This window comes from Bacteroides sp. An279 (genome assembly GCF_002159615.1).
Lineage (GTDB): Bacteria > Bacteroidota > Bacteroidia > Bacteroidales > Bacteroidaceae > Phocaeicola > Phocaeicola intestinalis.
Map to the genome: position 1 here is coordinate 1 of NZ_NFJA01000041.1, position 16,633 is coordinate 16,633.

Here is a 16,633-nt window from a genome sequence, read left to right on the forward strand (position 1 = left end):
CCGCTTCTGTTCTTCGTCAGATAGCCCGCTATCTTCCTCATCACAGAAGCGAAAATGCCTCAAAAACTCATCCCAAATCATCGCACGATAAATTCAAAACAGCTTCTTATCCGAAATTGTCGTACATAATAGAAGATGAATCCACTCCCAAGCTATCCAACATGTTGACGACAGCTTTCGACATCGGACCCGGACCGCACATATAGTACTCAATGTCTTCGGGTGCCTCGTGATTCTTCAAGTAAGTTTCATACATCACCTGATGCACGAAGCCCGGAGTGTATTTTACGCCTGCGGCATCGGCAGCAGGGTCAGGACGGTCAAGTGCCAAATGGAAATGGAAGTTCGAGAAATCTTTTTCCAGTTGCAGGAAATCTTGCAAATAGAACACTTCATTCAATGCACGGGCGCCATAGAAATAATGCATTTCACGGTCGCGTGTGTTCAGTGTGCGGGTCATGTGCATAATTTGTGCACGCAACGGAGCCATACCGGCACCACCTCCTACCCAAATCATTTCTTTCTTCGAATCGAATATCGGGTGGAAATCTCCATAAGGACCACTCATCAGCACCTTGTCACCCGGCTTCAGCGTAAAGATGTAAGAAGATGCGATACCCGGATTCACGTCCATAAAACCACTGCGGTCGGGCTTGAACGGAGGCGTGGCAATACGGACCGTCAACATGAATACATCACCCTCTGCCGGATAGTTCGCCATTGAATAAGCACGAATGGTAGGCTCCGTATTTACACACTTCAACGAAAACATATTGAACTTCTTCCATGCAGGCAAATATTCATCACCGATCAATGACTTATCAATATCCTTGTCGTAATCCATCGTAAATGCCGGAATCTTAATCTGTGCATACGAACCGGGGATGAAGTCCATGTGTGCGCCGGCAGGCAATTGCACCTTGAATTCCTTGATGAATGTTGCCACATTCTTGTTCGAAATAACGGTACATTCGTATTCCTTCACACCCAAGACCGATTCAGGCACTTTGATAGCCATATCGCCTTTCACTTTCACCTGACATCCCAAACGCCAATGGTCTTTCTGCTGCTTACGGCTGAAATGCCCTACTTCCGAAGGAAGGATTTCTCCCCCGCCTTCCAAAACCTGGCACTTGCATTGTCCGCAAGACCCTTTCCCGCCACAAGCCGATGACAAGAATATATTGTTTACAGCCAAGGTGTTCAGCAATGTCGAACCAGACTCCACTTCCAACTGGTTTTCTCCGTTAATGGTCAGTTTTACCTTACCCGAAGTTACCAAGAACTTTTTCGCCACCAACAAAATGATGACCAACACCAGAATAGTCACCAGGAATACTCCAATGCTTGCTAATATAAAATTCATGTCCATTGTCTTATTCCTTTCCTTATTAGATGTTCAAACCTGAGAAACACATAAATGCCATAGCCATCAAGCCTACTGTAATGAAAGTGATGCCCAAGCCCTTCAACGGGGCAGGCACATTGGAGTAAGCCATTTTCTCGCGGATGGCAGCCAGGCCCACAATTGCCAGCAGCCAGCCTATACCCGACCCCAAGGCGTATGAAACAGAATCCCATACATTGCCGATAAATTTCGGGTCAGACTCTCCCAAGCCAATGCGTTGCTGCATAAACAAAGACGCACCCATAATCGCACAATTCACGGCAATCAAAGGCAAGAAGATACCCAATGAAGCATACAATGAAGGGCTGAAACGCTCTACAACCATTTCTACCAACTGGGTGATGGCAGCAATAACGGCAATAAAGAGGATGAAGCTCAAAAAACTTAAATCAATGCCCAAGATACCGTCTGCCGCAAGCACTTTGGTCTGAAGCAGATAGTTGACCGGTAAAGTCACAACCAATACGAACGTAACGGCAATACCTAACCCGAGGGCAGTTTTTACATTCTTCGACACAGCCAGATACGAACACATACCCAGAAAGAATGCAAAAATCATATTGTCCACAAAGATTGAACGGACCAATAAACTTATAAAATGTTCCATAATCATTACCTTTCCTTATTATTCCTTTTCTTGTAATTCGGGATGTTTCGCACGCTGGTACCATATCAGGCAAGCCACGATAATCAATGCCATAGGCGGCATCAACATCAAGCCATTGTTCACATATCCCGCCTCCTTAATGGCATCGTAATTCAATATATTGTAGCCTAACAATGTACCTGAGCCCAAAAGTTCACGGATAAACGCCACGATAATCAAAATCTTGGCATAGCCTAAGCCATTGCCCAGACCGTCCAGACAAGATTCCCACGGGCCGTTTGCCATCGCAAACGCTTCAAGACGCCCCATCAAGATACAATTCGTAATAATCAGACCTACGTAAACGGATAATTGCACACTGACATCGTATGCAAATGCCTTCAACACTTCGCTTACGATTGTCACCAAAGCGGCAACCACTACCAGCTGGACGATGATACGGATACGGTTCGGAATCGTTTTGCGAATCAATGAAATGACAACGTTGGAAAATGCCGTAATAATCGTCACGGAAAGACCCATTACGATAGCCGGTTCCAACTTAGAGGTTACGGCGAGTGCAGAACAGATACCCAATACCTGAACCGTTACCGGATTGTTCATGCTTATCGGAGTAGAAAATACCTCTTTATTCTTAGCTGAAAATAAACTTCCCATGATATTCGTCCTCCTTATTTAGTAGTTAAAAAATTGGTATAATGACCCATGCAGCTCTTTAACATCTGGCCTACCGCTACCGAAGTGATTGTACCGCCTGAGATTCCATCCACCTGGAATTCCGGCTTCTCAACCTTCCCGTTCTTCACGACATCCAGACCAACCACAGAACCGTCCATGACTTTCTTGTCTTTAAACTCGTTTTGGAAATGCTCGGTAGCGATTTCCGCACCCAAGCCCGGAGTCTCCGAAGCATGCGAGAAATAAGTGCCATACACGGTATTCTTGTCTTCGTTCAGCGCCACATATCCCCAGATGGCACCCCAAAGGCCGGCACCGTAAACAGGAATAACATACTTTGTTTCCCCGTCCACTTCACAGACAAAGAGATGAGCTTCTCCTTTTTCTTTATATGCTTTCTCATATCCGGTGACAAAAGCGCCTTCATACGGTTTCAGCGAACCGTCTTCAGCCACCAGCATATCTTCCTTCACCACCTCGGCAAACTTGGCTTCGGGATTCTGCACATCGCGAATGCCCAGTGAAGAAAGAATCTGTTTCTTCGTATCCAACTCAACGTTCTTTCCTTGCAGTTCGCGCAAAGAAGAGTTGACGAAAGCCAGCAAAAACGCTACGATAATAACCAATACCGAAGCATAAATGATAGTATATGAATTACTATTGGTATTCATTGTTCTTCCGGTTTTTTTAATTGTTAGACATTGCACGTTTGGCACGGCGTGAGATATTGTTCTGCACGACAACATAGTCAATCAGCGGTGCAAAAATATTCATCAACAGGATAGCCAGCATCATACCTTCGGGATAACCCGGATTAAGCACACGGATAATGATAGCCATCGCACCTATCAGGAAACCGTAAACGAACTTGCCGTTTTCGGTACGCGAAGAGGTAACCGGATCGGTAGCCATAAACACAGCACCAAAACAGAAGCCTCCCAAACACAAATGTTCGTACCAAGGCATGTGGGCAATGGCGGTATCCGGTCCCCACGTATTGAATACCCAACCCATAAGTGCACCACCTACGAATACGGACAGCATCGTTTTCCAGCTTGCCACTCCCGACCATAGCAGGATAACGGCACCAATGGCGATGGCAATCACGCTAGTCTCGCCGATAGAGCCAGGAATCAGACCGGTCACCATATCCCACGAGAAAGCAGGGCACTCGGCAACCTTAGCCACGCCTAACGGAGTAGCCGCCGTCAACCCATCCACAGTCTTACCCAGACCGAAGATGCTATCACCCGAAACCCATACGGTGTCGCCCGACATCTTGGTAGGATATGCAAAGAAAAGAAAGGCACGGGTTATCAAAGCCGGATTGAAAACATTCATGCCTGTCCCTCCAAACACTTCTTTACAGAATATGACCGAGAATGCTGTAGCGATAGCAAGCATCCACAACGGACAATCTACCGGAACAATCATGGGAATCAGCATACCTGTCACTAGAAATCCTTCCTGGATTTCTTCTTTTTTCCATTGGGCAACAATGAATTCAATGCCTAGTCCCACTACATAGGAAACAATAATCTTGGGCAACACGGCCAGAAAACCATAACCGAACATTTCGATGAAATTTCCTTCAGCACCGGTAGCATGAAAATGCTGATACCCTACATTGTACATACCGAACAACAATGCCGGCATCAGAGCAATGACCACGAACGACATGATACGTTTGCTATCTATCGCATCGTGAATGTGCGTTCCCGTCTTCGATGTGGCATTCGGGACAAACAAAAATGTCTCGAAACCTTCGAATACAGAACGAAAAGCATGGTATTTGCCTCCCTCTTCAAAGTTTGGCTTTATCTTATCCAGATAATTTCTTAATGCGTTCATATTAAAGTTTATTAGTTTATTAGTTTTTGAGTTTGTTAGTTTGTTGGTTTGTCCATCGCTGCCTGCAAATCAGCTACAACTTAAAAAACTTAAGAACTTAAAAACTCAAAAAGCCATATCAATTAACACATTTCCTTACGAAGCATATCCAATCCTTCGCGGACAATACGCTGAAGCTCCATCTTTGATGAGCAGACAAATTCACAAAGAGCAAAGTCTTCGGGGGCGACCTCGTATATGCCCAGTTCTTCCATACGATCGATATCGCCCGCGATAATTGCCTTTATCAAGTATTCGGGCAGAATATCCATCGGAAGGACTTTGTCATACTCGTTAGACATGATCATGTGACGTTCTCCACCTTTCACACGGGCATCCAGAACATACTCTTTCTTTTTGCCCATCAGCCAGTTGAAATACGAATGGCTGGTACTATAATCATTCAGACGAGGCATTATCCAGCCCAGCATTTCGTGCACGTCATTACCTTCCGGTATCACGGTGAGCTGCGAATGAAAGGCTCCTAAAAATCCGTTTACAGGAATTTTCTTCCCGGTCAAGACGTTGCCACTGATACAACGCACTTCCCTCTCCTTATTAATATTACCGGCAAGCACATCGGTCAGCATCGCTCCTATCTTCAATTTGCAATATGCCGGCTTCTTCACTTCCGAACCCGTGATGGCAACGGTACGGGTCAAATCCACCCTGCCCGTATTCATCAGGCGGCCGATAAAGATAACCGCTTGCGGATCAACCGTCCATACGGTCTCGCCCTTATTTACCGGAGCGATGTGATTGATTTGCACACCGACATTACCTGCCGGATGCGGGCCTTCGAATACGGTCAATGTAACGCCTTTCGCTTGAGTCAATGCCTTAGCCTGCTGGCTTGCGCTGATGCTGAGATACACGCCGGCTATCTTAGCCAAAGCATCCAGCCCGGTTTGGAAATTCGCCTCCTCTCCTTTCAACGCGAACTCAAAGTCTGGTGCCAACGGATTCGAATCGAAAGCCGATACGAAAATCGCCCGTGGTGCAATTGTCGGGTCGGCAATTACATCATACGGGCGTTGGCGGATGAATGCAAACAAACCTGCATTCAGCAACAGTTCTTTTACGGCAGTTCCATCCATACGGGTTACATCTTGTTTCCCGAATTCTTCATAGTCTTGTTCTGCGGCTGCTTCTACTGTGATACTCATCACTTTACGGCGTGCGCCGCGTTCCACACTCGTTACTACGCCACTTACGGGCGAAACAAATTTCATCTCTGGGTGATTCTTGTCAATAAACAAGGGCCCTCCAGCCATTACATACTCCTGTTCTTTCACCACCACTTTCGGGATGACTCCCGTAAAATCATCAGGACACAATGCATAAAATCCCGGTTCTTTCACGCTCATCAGTTCCGTAGCAGCTTTTCCTTTCAGGTTTATGTTTAAGCCTTTACGTAATTTGATTAGATTAGCCATATATCAGGTATAAAATGAATATTCTAAGTTCGCGACAAATTTACACAATAATAGGGCAACGAAGAAAGTTTGCTTGCCCGATTACAGAAATATTTCCTTATTCAAGCAAGCAAACAACGTCTTATCACGAATAAACCGCTATTTTGTAATGTAAAGAATACAAAATCAGTATTCTTCGGCAAACATCGGGTCCCATGCCGGAAGAAGGACAGGCTTTTGTTTCAAGATGTCCAGTACACTTTCCGGCACGTATTTCTTTTCTACTACCAGCCGGAACATATATTCGTCAAACCATTCATCAGTCATGATAAGATGTCCGTGATAACCGGCTTCTGCGCCCCAACTGTTTTCGACCATCCATTTCTTCGGTTTGCCGTTGGCATCAAGGTCTACCGCCATCAGGGTCATGGCGTGGCTTGAACCACTTGCAAAAGTCTGGATACGCTGTTTTTTATTCATTCCGAATGAGGTGCCCATCAAAGAAGCATAATCGTAATTGTTCAAGTCGAGTGTACCGCGCTTGCTGTCAAGAAATTTTGCCACATCACACGAGAAATACATCATCGTACTATCCTTAATCGAACGGACAGCCATTTCCTTGATGTCTTCTATCGGCAGATTCACATACGTCCAGTTACGCCCATCGTAAGTATGACGGTCGTAATCGATTTCATAACACTTGTAAAACTCGCGGCTCGGGTCATTCATCAACATTACATAATTACCCGTCAAGTCATTACCTAAAAAAGTTTGATAGAAAGAAAGTGGTGTATATTCCTTGGTTTCACCATTTATTGTCCACGTGAAATGTTCAACCGGTTCCCCGAAAGCCAAAGCCAACATCCGGTAAATGGTGCCCATCATCTCTTTTTTCTGTTCTTCCAGTGCAGTTTCCTTTGCTCCTTCCCCGGCAGCTTGACGCAACTGCAATCCGAACTCTTTCAGTTTAAGTCCCAGCAAGTCGGCTATCTGTCCGGTATGCTCGCTGCTATAAGTTTCCGGCATAACCGAAGCAGGTACTACACCATATTTCCCAATAATATCCGAAATGCCTGTAAACTGTCCTCCGTCGCTGATAGGATGCTTAAAAAGCCATTCTACCATTTTGTCTTCCATCGGTTTTTCACGGGTATCAATGATGCCTTGCAGGAAAAGGTTCGCTTTTTCCAGTTGGTCGTAGAAAAAACAATAATTTTGAGAAAATTCCATTTCGTCCAACCCATACTTCGCCATCATCTGTGCCCGAAGTACATTCAGTCCCGTAAACAGCCAACAACGCCCTGATTGTTGCTGGTCGGTAATGCCGTGCGAAACAACACGGTTGGAAAAATGCGTATCAAAATTTGCCAGATTCTCATGGTTCTTTGCCAATACTGAAATGCTGGTCCCTGCCATCGCATTGTAAATAGCCTTATCAGATGGCGTAGGCTTGTAGCTGTCTTTGATGTCTTTCAACAATTCAGGAGTAATCCCCCCTTGCTGTGCCTGTGCCGCAGCCAGCGCCATTGTCATAAGACAGAATGCAATACTTCTCTTCATGTTAGCTATATCTGTTAATTAGATGTAATATTTTTATAAAATCATCGATATATGGGTGCAAATATAACAATTTTCTCATATTTCCCCATGCCCTTTCAACGCTTTTTCATTTCAGAGGCTTCAGGAAAAACAGTCGGCTAAAAGCTTCCTCAAACGAACATAAGTGACACGACTGACTTACTTATGTGAAAAGCCCAAGTTACTTATGTGAACCAACCCACCCACTTATGTTCATCAAAAAGCATGCTTGAGCCGTGTCTTTATTGCCCGAATGTGGCATTCATTTTTTAAAAATCTTGAAATAACAGAAGAAAATAAAGCTTACCTCAGCTGATATTTGTACTTTTGGTTAATTTTCTGAAAGCATATATATGAGAAAGGTAATCCACATAAAACATTTTGTCCGTTCTGTTATCATACTGATTTTGGTATGTTACTTCGGATTGATTGCCATATTCAACCTTTCTTTCGTCCAAAAACAAATATCAGACCTTGCTGCCGAAGAGCTAAGTAAGCTCATGAAGACCGAAGTGAGCATTGGCAATATCGATTTAGGGTTACTGAACCGGGTTATCATCCAAAATGTGACGTTAAAAGACCGGGAAAACGAGGAGCTGCTTAAAGTCTCACGTTTTTCGGCCAAAGTGGAAATATCATCTTTGTTGCATGGGAAAATCCGTATCAGCAGTGTGCAACTTTTCGGACTGAATGCACGATTGAACCGCAAAACACCTGACAGCCCTGCCAATTTCCAATTCGTACTTGATGCCTTTGCCTCGAAAGACACGGTAAAGAAAGAGAAAAACATTGACTTGCGCATCAACTCAATATTAATCCGGCGCGGACAAGTGTATTATGATGTGCTTTCCGAACCTGCCACTCCCAACCGTTTCAATGACAAACATATCGGTATCCAGAATTTTTCGGCCACTCTTGCATTGAAAGCTTTGACCAATGATTCGGTCAATGCACAAGTCCGGCGAATGAGTTTCAATGAAATCAGTGGGTTCAGGCTAAAGAAACTTGCCTTGAAATGTATTGCTACTCCACGCTACTTTACCATAAATGATTTGGAATTGCAATTGCCTGAAACCATTCTTTCCATTGACAGCCTGACCGCAGCGTACGACAGTGTACCCCACTTCCCTCATCTGACCAAGAATACCACCTATCAGATGCGGCTGAATGCCCGTATTACACCAGCCGACATATCCATGTTCGTACCGGCGTTCAGCCACTTTCACAGTCCTGTAGAGCTTCGTCTGGCACTGGATGGAGAGGGAAACCATACCCGTTGTACCGATATCTTTGTAAGCGGAAACCACCAGACCTTATTGCTGAAAGCCCAAGGTATGATCAATCATTGGAACCGGAAGGAAGACCTTTATCTTTTCGGGCAAGTGTCTCATTTAGATGCCGATGCCCAAGGGATGGCATGGCTTTTCCACAACCTCTCGGACAAAGATTCCATACCCGGTATTGTAAAACATCTGGGAGACGTACATTTCAATGGAGATGTATCAGGCTACCTTCACCAACTGACAACACATGGCACTGTCCTATCCGAAGCCGGCTCTGTGCGGGCTAACATAACGATGCATAAACCGAAAGGTGCGTTGTATCATTCTTATTCAGGCAAAATAATCAGTGAGCAGTTAAATTTAGGTGCGTTACTCGGACAGGAAAAAACATTTGGCAATGCAGCTTTCGATATCGAACTGCAAGGATTCCGTTATCAGGACGGGAAACCGGAATCATACATCAAAGGCATTGTTTCGTCTTTGTCTTACAAACAATATGAATACCACAATATCTTACTCGACGGGCAATACACGCCCGGAGGATTTGATGGGAAAATATCAGTAAATGACCCGAACGGAAGTATCGAAATCGAAGGTCATGTCGCTACCCAGCAGGCTATTCCCGATTACAACCTGAAAGCCACCATCCGTCATTTCAACCCTAACAGGCTGAATCTTACAGATAAATATCAAAACACAGATTTCTCACTGAATCTGATGGCAGACTTTACAGGACATTCTGTCGATGATATGAAAGGAAGAATCAGCATTGACAGCCTGATAATGAAGGCACCCGAACCGGAAAAGTGTTATACATTCGACCATTTCAGCATTCTGGCAGGAGCAGTTCCCAACAGTGGTGAGAAGCAAATTAAAATCCAGTCCTCTTTTTTAAAAGGAGAAATACAAGGGTATTATTCGTATCGCACGTTGCCTGTAAGTATCCTGAAGACAGTACAACATTACTTGCCTTCTTTACTGGCTGCCGACAAGCATCTTTCTGATACCAACAACAACTTTCGTTTCCATATACAGATAGACAATACAGAGCTTTTATCAAAAGTGTTTGATGTCCCTTTGCTACTATCCATGCCGGCTTCCCTGCAAGGATATTTTGACGACAGCCATACCCGCATCCAGGTACGGGCTTATGCACCCGAATTTACATACAAAGGTGCCTATTACGAATCTGGGACTTTTTTGTGCGACAATACGGAAGAAGGATTGCAATGTCAGCTCCGTACCAATAAACGGATGAAAAAAGGAGGAATGATAAACCTTGCTGTCAATGCGCTGGCCAAAGAAGACCAGTTAAAAGCAACCATTAACTGGGGGAATAATACAGTTAACACTTTTAGTGGACTGATAGATGCCGAGGCATATTTCGAGAAACCGGAATCAGGAGAAAAGCTAAGCACACGTATCAACATACAGCCCAGCCAAATCGTTTTGAATGATACCATTTGGAAAATACATCCTTCGGAAGTTGTCATCGACCAAGGCATCGTAGATGTACGTAATTTTTTGTTCGAACATCAAGACCAATACGTACGCGCCAACGGACGTATCGGTAAATCGGGAACAGACAGTTGCCTGGTCGACTTAAGTAACATCAATCTGCAATACATCATGGATATCATCCAGTTTCATGCAGTCAAATTCAACGGACTGATTACCGGTCGTGTACATCTTCATCACGTGCTGGACAATCCTGTCATGTACACACGACTGGACGTGAAAGGTTTTTCACTGAATGATGCTTTATTAGGCAGAGGCGACATCAAAGGTGAATGGGACAACGAATTAGGAGGCATACGCCTGTTGGCAGACATCCGTGAGAACGAACATTATTCAACTTTTGTTAATGGTTACATTTCGCCTAAAGAAAAAGGATTGGATTTACACATCAAGGCAGGAGGTACTAATCTGGCTTTTCTTCAGCCATTCATTGATGGCATTTTTACCAATATGCAAGGACGTGTATTCGGCAATGTCCGTCTGTTCGGTCCGTTCTCGGGACTGGATTTGGAAGGAAGTGCCCAGGCTGATGCCAGCATGAAAGTAGACATATTGAATACATCTTTCAAGTTACACGCCGACTCTGTGCGTATCCGTTCCGGACATTTCGGATTCGAAAACGTACAAATAGCGGATATGGAAGGCCATACCGGTCTGGTAAACGGAGCCCTCAACCATCAGAAGCTGAAACACTTGACTTATAATTTCCGTTTCAATACCAACAACATGCTGGTATATCACACAGAAAAAGAAACCCCTGAATTTCCATTCTATGGAACTATCTACACCACGGGCGAGGTATTGTTACGAGGCGGAAACAATGCACTGAATGTAGATGGCACTTTACGTACTGACCCACGTACATCATTTACGTATGTTACTGCTACGGCGGCCGAGGCCACAAGCAAACAGTTTATTAAATTTGTAGACCGAACGCCACGACGCCAGCAGGAAAACATCCATACAGAAGTATACCATCCCCTTAACATACAGAAAGAAGAGGAAGAAGACGATACTCCTCTTGATATGCATTTAAATTTCCAAATAGAAGCCACTCCTGACGCTACGATGCGCATCATCATGGATCCTGTGGCGGGAGACAACATTTCCGCTAACGGCACGGGAAACCTGCGCATTAATTTTTATAACAAAGGCGATTTTCTGATATTCGGCAACTATAATATCGGAGAAGGTATATATAAAATGAGTATGCAGAATGTCATCCGCAAAGACTTTGTTTTACAGTCGGGAGGTACAGTCTCATTTAACGGTAACCCACGTCAAGCAAATCTGAATGTACAAGCTGTTTATACGGTCAATTCGGCTTCATTGAACGATCTTGTAGCAGACGCATCCTCCACCAAAGGAACTGTACGTGTAAACTGCCTTTTGAATTTAAGCGGTAACCTGACCAGCCCGACACTGAAGTTCGACCTTGATTTGCCCACCGTTAGCGATGAAGACCGCGAACTGGTACGTAGCCTGACCAGTACCGAAGAACAGATGAACACCCAGATTATCTATCTGTTGGGGGTCGGCAAATTTTACACATACGACTACAATAGTAATGCCAACCAATCGGATGCAACCAGTTCACTGGCATTCAGCACCTTGTCCGGTCAATTAAACAATATGCTCTCGCAAGTCATCGACAACCAGAACTGGAACGTAGGCACGAATCTAAGTACAGGAGAAAACGGCTGGAGTGACGTAGAAGCAGAAGCTATTCTTTCGGGAAGGCTACTGAACAACAGACTCATTATCAATGGCAATTTCGGATACCGCGACAATGCCATGCAGAATACCAATTTTGTAGGTGACTTTGAGGCTATGTGGATATTGACCAGGAACGGCGAATTCCGCTTAAAGGGTTATAATGAGACCAATGACCGATACTTTACCAAATCTACACTGACAACGCAAGGCATCGGCCTAATGTATAAAAAAGACTTTGACAATTGGCGCGAACTGTTCGATTGGATATTGCTTCGCAGAAGAAAAGACAAGAAGTCTACAGACGAACAACCTGTCGCCCAACAAAAACGAAACAAAAAACAAACTAAATAATTCAGTTATGGGAAAGAATTTTTATCTACCAGCCGAATGGCATGCCCAAAGCTATATCCAGCTGACTTGGCCACATACCGGAACAGACTGGAACTATATGCTTGAAGAAGTAGAATCGTGCTTCCTCCATTTGGCTCAGGAAATAGCAGCCCGGCAACCGTTGTTGCTCGTGGCTCCCGAATATCCGAAAATACTTGAGAATGTTGACTTCAGGCATAACATTCACTTTATCGCCTGCCCTACCAATGATACATGGGCACGCGACCACGGCTTCATCACAGTACTTCAACAAAATGCCTCCCCACTGTTACTCGACTTTTGTTTTAATGGTTGGGGAATGAAATTTGCCGCCTGTAAAGACAACCTGATTAATATGCATCTGCATGAAAGTGGTGTATTGAACGGGCATTACGTCAATTGCCGCAATTTCGTATTGGAAGGCGGTTCGATAGAAAGTGACGGAGAAGGTACATTGCTTACTACTTCCACTTGTCTGCTGGCTCCAAACCGGAATGATACTTTATGCCGCAATGAAATCGAACAATATTTGAAAGAACGATTCAACCTGTTCCAGGTATTGTGGTTAGATTATGGCTTCCTGGCTGGTGATGATACAGACAGCCATATCGATACGTTGGCACGTCTTTGTCCTGCTCATACCATTGTATATGTACAATGTACCGATGAAAAAGACGAACATTACGGTGCTCTGCACGCAATGGAAGAACAACTGAAGTCTTTCCGCACACTCAACGGAGACCCCTATCGCCTACTCCCAGTACCTCTGCCCGATGCCATTTACGATGCTGAAGGTGAAAGACTGCCTGCCACATATGCCAATTTTCTGATTATGAACGATGCTGTATTATATCCGACATACGCTCAGCCAGAAAAAGACAAAGAAGCTGCCAAAGTATTGAAATCGGCTTTTCCCGACCGGGAAATCATAGGAATAGACTGCCGGGCACTGATACAGCAACATGGTTCATTGCACTGTGTCACCATGCAATATCCCGAAAGCGTATGCCCTTCCTTGTAAAACAAGATTAAATTACTTCACCTTTTATATAATTAAGACAATTATGACAAGAATCATTCGCGTAGGTATCGTACAACAGGCTTGTTCGAACGATATCAAAGCCAATTTAGAAAAACTGCACGGCAACATTGCTTCCGTAGCACAAGCCGGAGCCAATCTGGTCGTATTGCAAGAATTACACAATACTCCCTACTTTTGCCAGACAGAAGATACAAGTTTGTTTGATTTAGCTGAACCTATACCCGGTCCTTCAACAGGCTTTTACAGTGAAATAGCTGCCGCTTACGGCATCGTCTTGGTTACGTCACTGTTCGAACGCCGTGCTCCCGGACTATATCATAACACTGCAGTCGTATTCGAAAAAGATGGGAATATTGCTGGAATCTACCGCAAGATGCACATACCCGATGACCCTGCCTATTATGAAAAGTTTTATTTCACTCCTGGTGATATCGGTTTTGAACCGATTGAAACATCTGTCGGGAAATTAGGTGTACAGGTTTGCTGGGATCAATGGTATCCGGAAGGTGCCCGGTTAATGGCACTGAAAGGAGCAGAACTATTGATTTATCCCACAGCCATTGGTTGGGAAAGTACGGACACACATGAAGAACAATTACGTCAAATCGGTGCTTGGGTAACTGTTCAGCGGGGACATGCTGTTGCCAACGGGCTACCGGTCATTGCCGTAAACCGTGTAGGACTGGAACCCGATCCTTCAGGGCAAACCAATGGTATTCTGTTTTGGGGCAACAGTTTTGTTGCCGGCCCACAAGGCGAACTGCTGGCACAAGCAAGCAATACAAAAGAAGAAAATCTGGTTGTGGACATAGACATGAACCGGAGTGAAAACGTCCGTCGCTGGTGGCCGTTTTTAAGAGACCGGCGCATTGAAGAATTTGGTGATTTAACCCGTCGATTTATTGATTAGTTTCTTATATAGTAGGACAAAATTGGTTTGCGAAAATTCCTCAATGCATTGATTCAACATGACCAATGATGTTTCGCATTTCATTTTTGATTGACTGTACATATTGTATCCAATTAGTTGGTTCTTAGGAACCAACTAATTGGCCATATTTTATAGAGGCATATTCCCGTGTTTTTTCGGGGGATTACTCTGACTCTTGTTTTGAGTCATCTCCAATGCTTGGATTAATTTAAAGCGCGTATCCTTAGGCAAAATGATTTCATCAATATACCCCTGCTCGGCAGCCCGGTACGGGTTCGAGAATTTCTCCTTGTATTCCTCGATGGCCTGCGCTTTTTCCTCGGGCGTAGCCTTGCGATAAAGAATATTTACGGCTCCATCAGCTCCCATCACAGCAATTTCGGCTGTAGGATACGAGAAGTTTACATCGGCACCGATAGGCTTGCTATTCATTACAATGTAGGCACCGCCATATGCCTTGCGGGTGATGACTGTGATTTTAGGAACAGTAGCCTCGGCGTATGCATACACGATTTTAGCTCCGTGGCGGATGATACCGTTATGCTCCTGCGTACAACCCGGCAAGAAACCCGGTACATCTTCGAACGTCACGATAGGAATGTTGAAACAGTCACAGAAACGGATAAAACGTGCAGCCTTGTCGGAAGCATCGATATCAAGCACGCCAGCTAAGTAGGCAGGCTGATTTGCTACGATACCCACCGAGCGTCCGCCCAGACGGGCGAAACCGATTACAATGTTCTTGGCAAAGTGGGGCATCACTTCAAAGAAATAATGGTCGTCTACTACCGGCTCAATAATATTTTTGATATCATAAGGCATGTTAGGATCATCCGGTATGACACTCATCAGTGACTCATCAGCACGACGGATGTCATCGGTGCAGGGCATACTCGGCGCATCTTCCATGTTATTGGAAGGTAAGAAACTCAGCAGTTCGCGGATACTCATCAAAGTTTCCTCTTCAGTATCGCAAAGAAAATGAGTCACACCACTCTTGCTACTATGAGTGTAAGCTCCGCCTAACTCTTCCTTATCCACTTCCTCGTGGGTAACCGCTTTTACCACATCAGGACCGGTGATGAACATATGGCTTTTTTCCTTCACCATAAAGATAAAGTCGGTGAGTGCCGGTGAGTAACAAGCTCCTCCTGCGCAAGGACCTAAAATAGCTGAAATCTGTGGGATGACACCCGATGCAATCGTGTTCTGATAAAAGATAGAAGCGTAGCCTGAAATACTACCCACGCCTTCCTGGATGCGTGCACCACCCGAGTCATTTAACGCGATAACCGGTGCACCGTTTTTCAACGCCAGTTCTTGAACCTTAACGATTTTCTTAGCTCCAGTGGTGCTCAGTGTCCCACCATATACAGTAAAATCGTAGGCATACACGTACACTAACCGTCCGTCTATTTTGCCATACCCACATACGATGCCATCACCGGGAATATGCTTCTTGTCCATCCCGAAATCAGTACAATGATGAACCACCAATTTGTCCAATTCATTAAACGTTCCTTTGTCGAGCAACATGTCGATACGTTCACGGGCAGTCATATGACCGTTGGCGTGCTGCTTTTCCACGCGTTCCACGCCTCCACCTTGGGAAGCCAGTTTGTCAAGCTCCTCAAATTTTTTATATTGTTCTGCTGTAGTCATTTGTCTTATTGTTTGGTTATTCTTCGTTTATCACGTCCAGCGTCATGATTATCTGGTTGCTGTTAACTGAGTCACCTTCGTTCACCAGAATTTCCTTCACCACGCACGGACTATTCACTTTATAGTTGCTTTGCATCTTCATGGCCTCAATCACCGCCACGATGTCACCAGCCTCCAAACGGTCACCTACCTGGACAGGTATCTTCACCACTTTACCCGGCATAGGTGAGACAATCTTATCTTGCTGTTTCTCGTCGGCTCCTTTGCGCATACGCAGGTACTTGGCCTGAGAGTCGATGATGTCAACATTGTATGACTGGTAATGCGCGTTTACCGTATAACTCTTGCCTCCTTCTTTACGGATGAGCTCGGCATTATACGATTTGCCATTATGCAATATGGAACAACTACCGTTTTCTGCCATCACAATGTCCACGTCGTAAGGCACACCATCAATCGTAAGCTGCACCTTGTTTCCTTCCTTGCTGACTAACGAAACGTCAGCAACTCTTTCTCCGATATGTATTTCCATGTGT

12 protein-coding genes are annotated in these 16,633 nt (G+C 44.7%); 3 read left to right on the top strand and 9 right to left on the bottom strand.

The annotated features are described in order from the left end of the window. Window positions 1–106: 106 nt before the first annotated feature. The 7 genes from nqrF to B5F78_RS08910 form a co-directional block, all read right to left on the bottom strand. A complete protein-coding gene (gene nqrF / locus B5F78_RS08880; protein WP_087406534.1) occupies window positions 107–1,372 on the bottom strand; it encodes an NADH:ubiquinone reductase (Na(+)-transporting) subunit F in 1,266 nt (421 codons plus the stop codon). Window positions 1,373–1,391: 19 nt separating this feature from the next. Further along, on the bottom strand, window positions 1,392–2,015 hold the full coding sequence (gene nqrE, locus B5F78_RS08885; RefSeq protein ID WP_041584217.1) for an NADH:ubiquinone reductase (Na(+)-transporting) subunit E: 624 nt from the start codon (window positions 2,013–2,015) through the stop codon (window positions 1,392–1,394). A gap of 18 nt (window positions 2,016–2,033) precedes the next feature. Further along, the gene (locus B5F78_RS08890; protein WP_013616829.1) at window positions 2,034–2,672 is read right to left on the bottom strand and encodes an NADH:ubiquinone reductase (Na(+)-transporting) subunit D; all 639 of its coding nucleotides are present in this window, start codon (window positions 2,670–2,672) and stop codon (window positions 2,034–2,036) included. A gap of 14 nt (window positions 2,673–2,686) precedes the next feature. Then, entirely contained in the window at window positions 2,687–3,364 is a 678-nt protein-coding gene (gene nqrC / locus B5F78_RS08895) for an NADH:ubiquinone reductase (Na(+)-transporting) subunit C (RefSeq protein ID WP_013616830.1), read from the bottom strand. A gap of 16 nt (window positions 3,365–3,380) precedes the next feature. Further along, window positions 3,381–4,544: an NADH:ubiquinone reductase (Na(+)-transporting) subunit B gene (locus tag B5F78_RS08900; protein WP_087406535.1), complete on the bottom strand. Its 1,164-nt coding sequence runs from the start codon at window positions 4,542–4,544 to the stop codon at window positions 3,381–3,383. A 122-nt stretch (window positions 4,545–4,666) separates the two neighbouring features. Continuing rightward, window positions 4,667–6,019, bottom strand: coding sequence for a Na(+)-translocating NADH-quinone reductase subunit A (locus B5F78_RS08905; RefSeq protein ID WP_087406536.1), 1,353 nt, complete (start codon window positions 6,017–6,019; stop codon window positions 4,667–4,669). Between the two features lie 165 nt (window positions 6,020–6,184). After that, a complete protein-coding gene (locus B5F78_RS08910; protein WP_087406537.1) occupies window positions 6,185–7,558 on the bottom strand; it encodes a C1 family peptidase in 1,374 nt (457 codons plus the stop codon). A 371-nt stretch (window positions 7,559–7,929) separates the two neighbouring features. Between B5F78_RS08910 and B5F78_RS08915 the strand changes: the two genes are divergently transcribed. Genes B5F78_RS08915 through B5F78_RS08925 form a run of 3 tightly spaced genes read left to right on the top strand, consistent with a single transcriptional unit; the run spans window position 7,930 to window position 14,414 of the window. Next, the gene (locus tag B5F78_RS08915; protein ID WP_087406538.1) at window positions 7,930–12,444 is read left to right on the top strand and encodes a translocation/assembly module TamB domain-containing protein; all 4,515 of its coding nucleotides are present in this window, start codon (window positions 7,930–7,932) and stop codon (window positions 12,442–12,444) included. 7 nt (window positions 12,445–12,451) lie between these two features. Next, window positions 12,452–13,483 (top strand): agmatine deiminase family protein, encoded by a 1,032-nt coding sequence (locus B5F78_RS08920; protein ID WP_087212198.1) that lies wholly within the window; start codon window positions 12,452–12,454, stop codon window positions 13,481–13,483. Between the two features lie 43 nt (window positions 13,484–13,526). Continuing rightward, window positions 13,527–14,414, top strand: a complete 888-nt coding sequence (locus tag B5F78_RS08925) for a carbon-nitrogen hydrolase (protein WP_022039174.1) — start codon at window positions 13,527–13,529, stop codon at window positions 14,412–14,414. 150 nt (window positions 14,415–14,564) lie between these two features. On the opposite strand, the gene B5F78_RS08930 is transcribed toward B5F78_RS08925, so the two are convergent. Both B5F78_RS08930 and B5F78_RS08935 read right to left on the bottom strand, forming a co-directional pair. Next, window positions 14,565–16,097, bottom strand: a complete 1,533-nt coding sequence (locus B5F78_RS08930; protein ID WP_022039172.1) for an acyl-CoA carboxylase subunit beta — start codon at window positions 16,095–16,097, stop codon at window positions 14,565–14,567. A gap of 16 nt (window positions 16,098–16,113) precedes the next feature. Continuing rightward, the gene (locus tag B5F78_RS08935; protein WP_022039171.1) at window positions 16,114–16,629 is read right to left on the bottom strand and encodes a biotin/lipoyl-containing protein; all 516 of its coding nucleotides are present in this window, start codon (window positions 16,627–16,629) and stop codon (window positions 16,114–16,116) included. Between the last annotated feature and the right edge of the window lie 4 nt (window positions 16,630–16,633).

Coding starts and splice junctions, on each gene's coding strand:
- nqrF (WP_087406534.1), bottom strand. CDS start 1,372: ATGGACATGAATTTTATATTAGCAAGCATTGGAGTATTCCTGGTGACT.
- nqrE (WP_041584217.1), bottom strand. CDS start 2,015: ATGGAACATTTTATAAGTTTATTGGTCCGTTCAATCTTTGTGGACAAT.
- B5F78_RS08890 (WP_013616829.1), bottom strand. CDS start 2,672: ATGGGAAGTTTATTTTCAGCTAAGAATAAAGAGGTATTTTCTACTCCG.
- nqrC (WP_013616830.1), bottom strand. CDS start 3,364: ATGAATACCAATAGTAATTCATATACTATCATTTATGCTTCGGTATTG.
- B5F78_RS08900 (WP_087406535.1), bottom strand. CDS start 4,544: ATGAACGCATTAAGAAATTATCTGGATAAGATAAAGCCAAACTTTGAA.
- B5F78_RS08905 (WP_087406536.1), bottom strand. CDS start 6,019: ATGGCTAATCTAATCAAATTACGTAAAGGCTTAAACATAAACCTGAAA.
- B5F78_RS08910 (WP_087406537.1), bottom strand. CDS start 7,558: ATGAAGAGAAGTATTGCATTCTGTCTTATGACAATGGCGCTGGCTGCG.
- B5F78_RS08915 (WP_087406538.1), top strand. CDS start 7,930: ATGAGAAAGGTAATCCACATAAAACATTTTGTCCGTTCTGTTATCATA.
- B5F78_RS08920 (WP_087212198.1), top strand. CDS start 12,452: ATGGGAAAGAATTTTTATCTACCAGCCGAATGGCATGCCCAAAGCTAT.
- B5F78_RS08925 (WP_022039174.1), top strand. CDS start 13,527: ATGACAAGAATCATTCGCGTAGGTATCGTACAACAGGCTTGTTCGAAC.
- B5F78_RS08930 (WP_022039172.1), bottom strand. CDS start 16,097: ATGACTACAGCAGAACAATATAAAAAATTTGAGGAGCTTGACAAACTG.
- B5F78_RS08935 (WP_022039171.1), bottom strand. CDS start 16,629: ATGGAAATACATATCGGAGAAAGAGTTGCTGACGTTTCGTTAGTCAGC.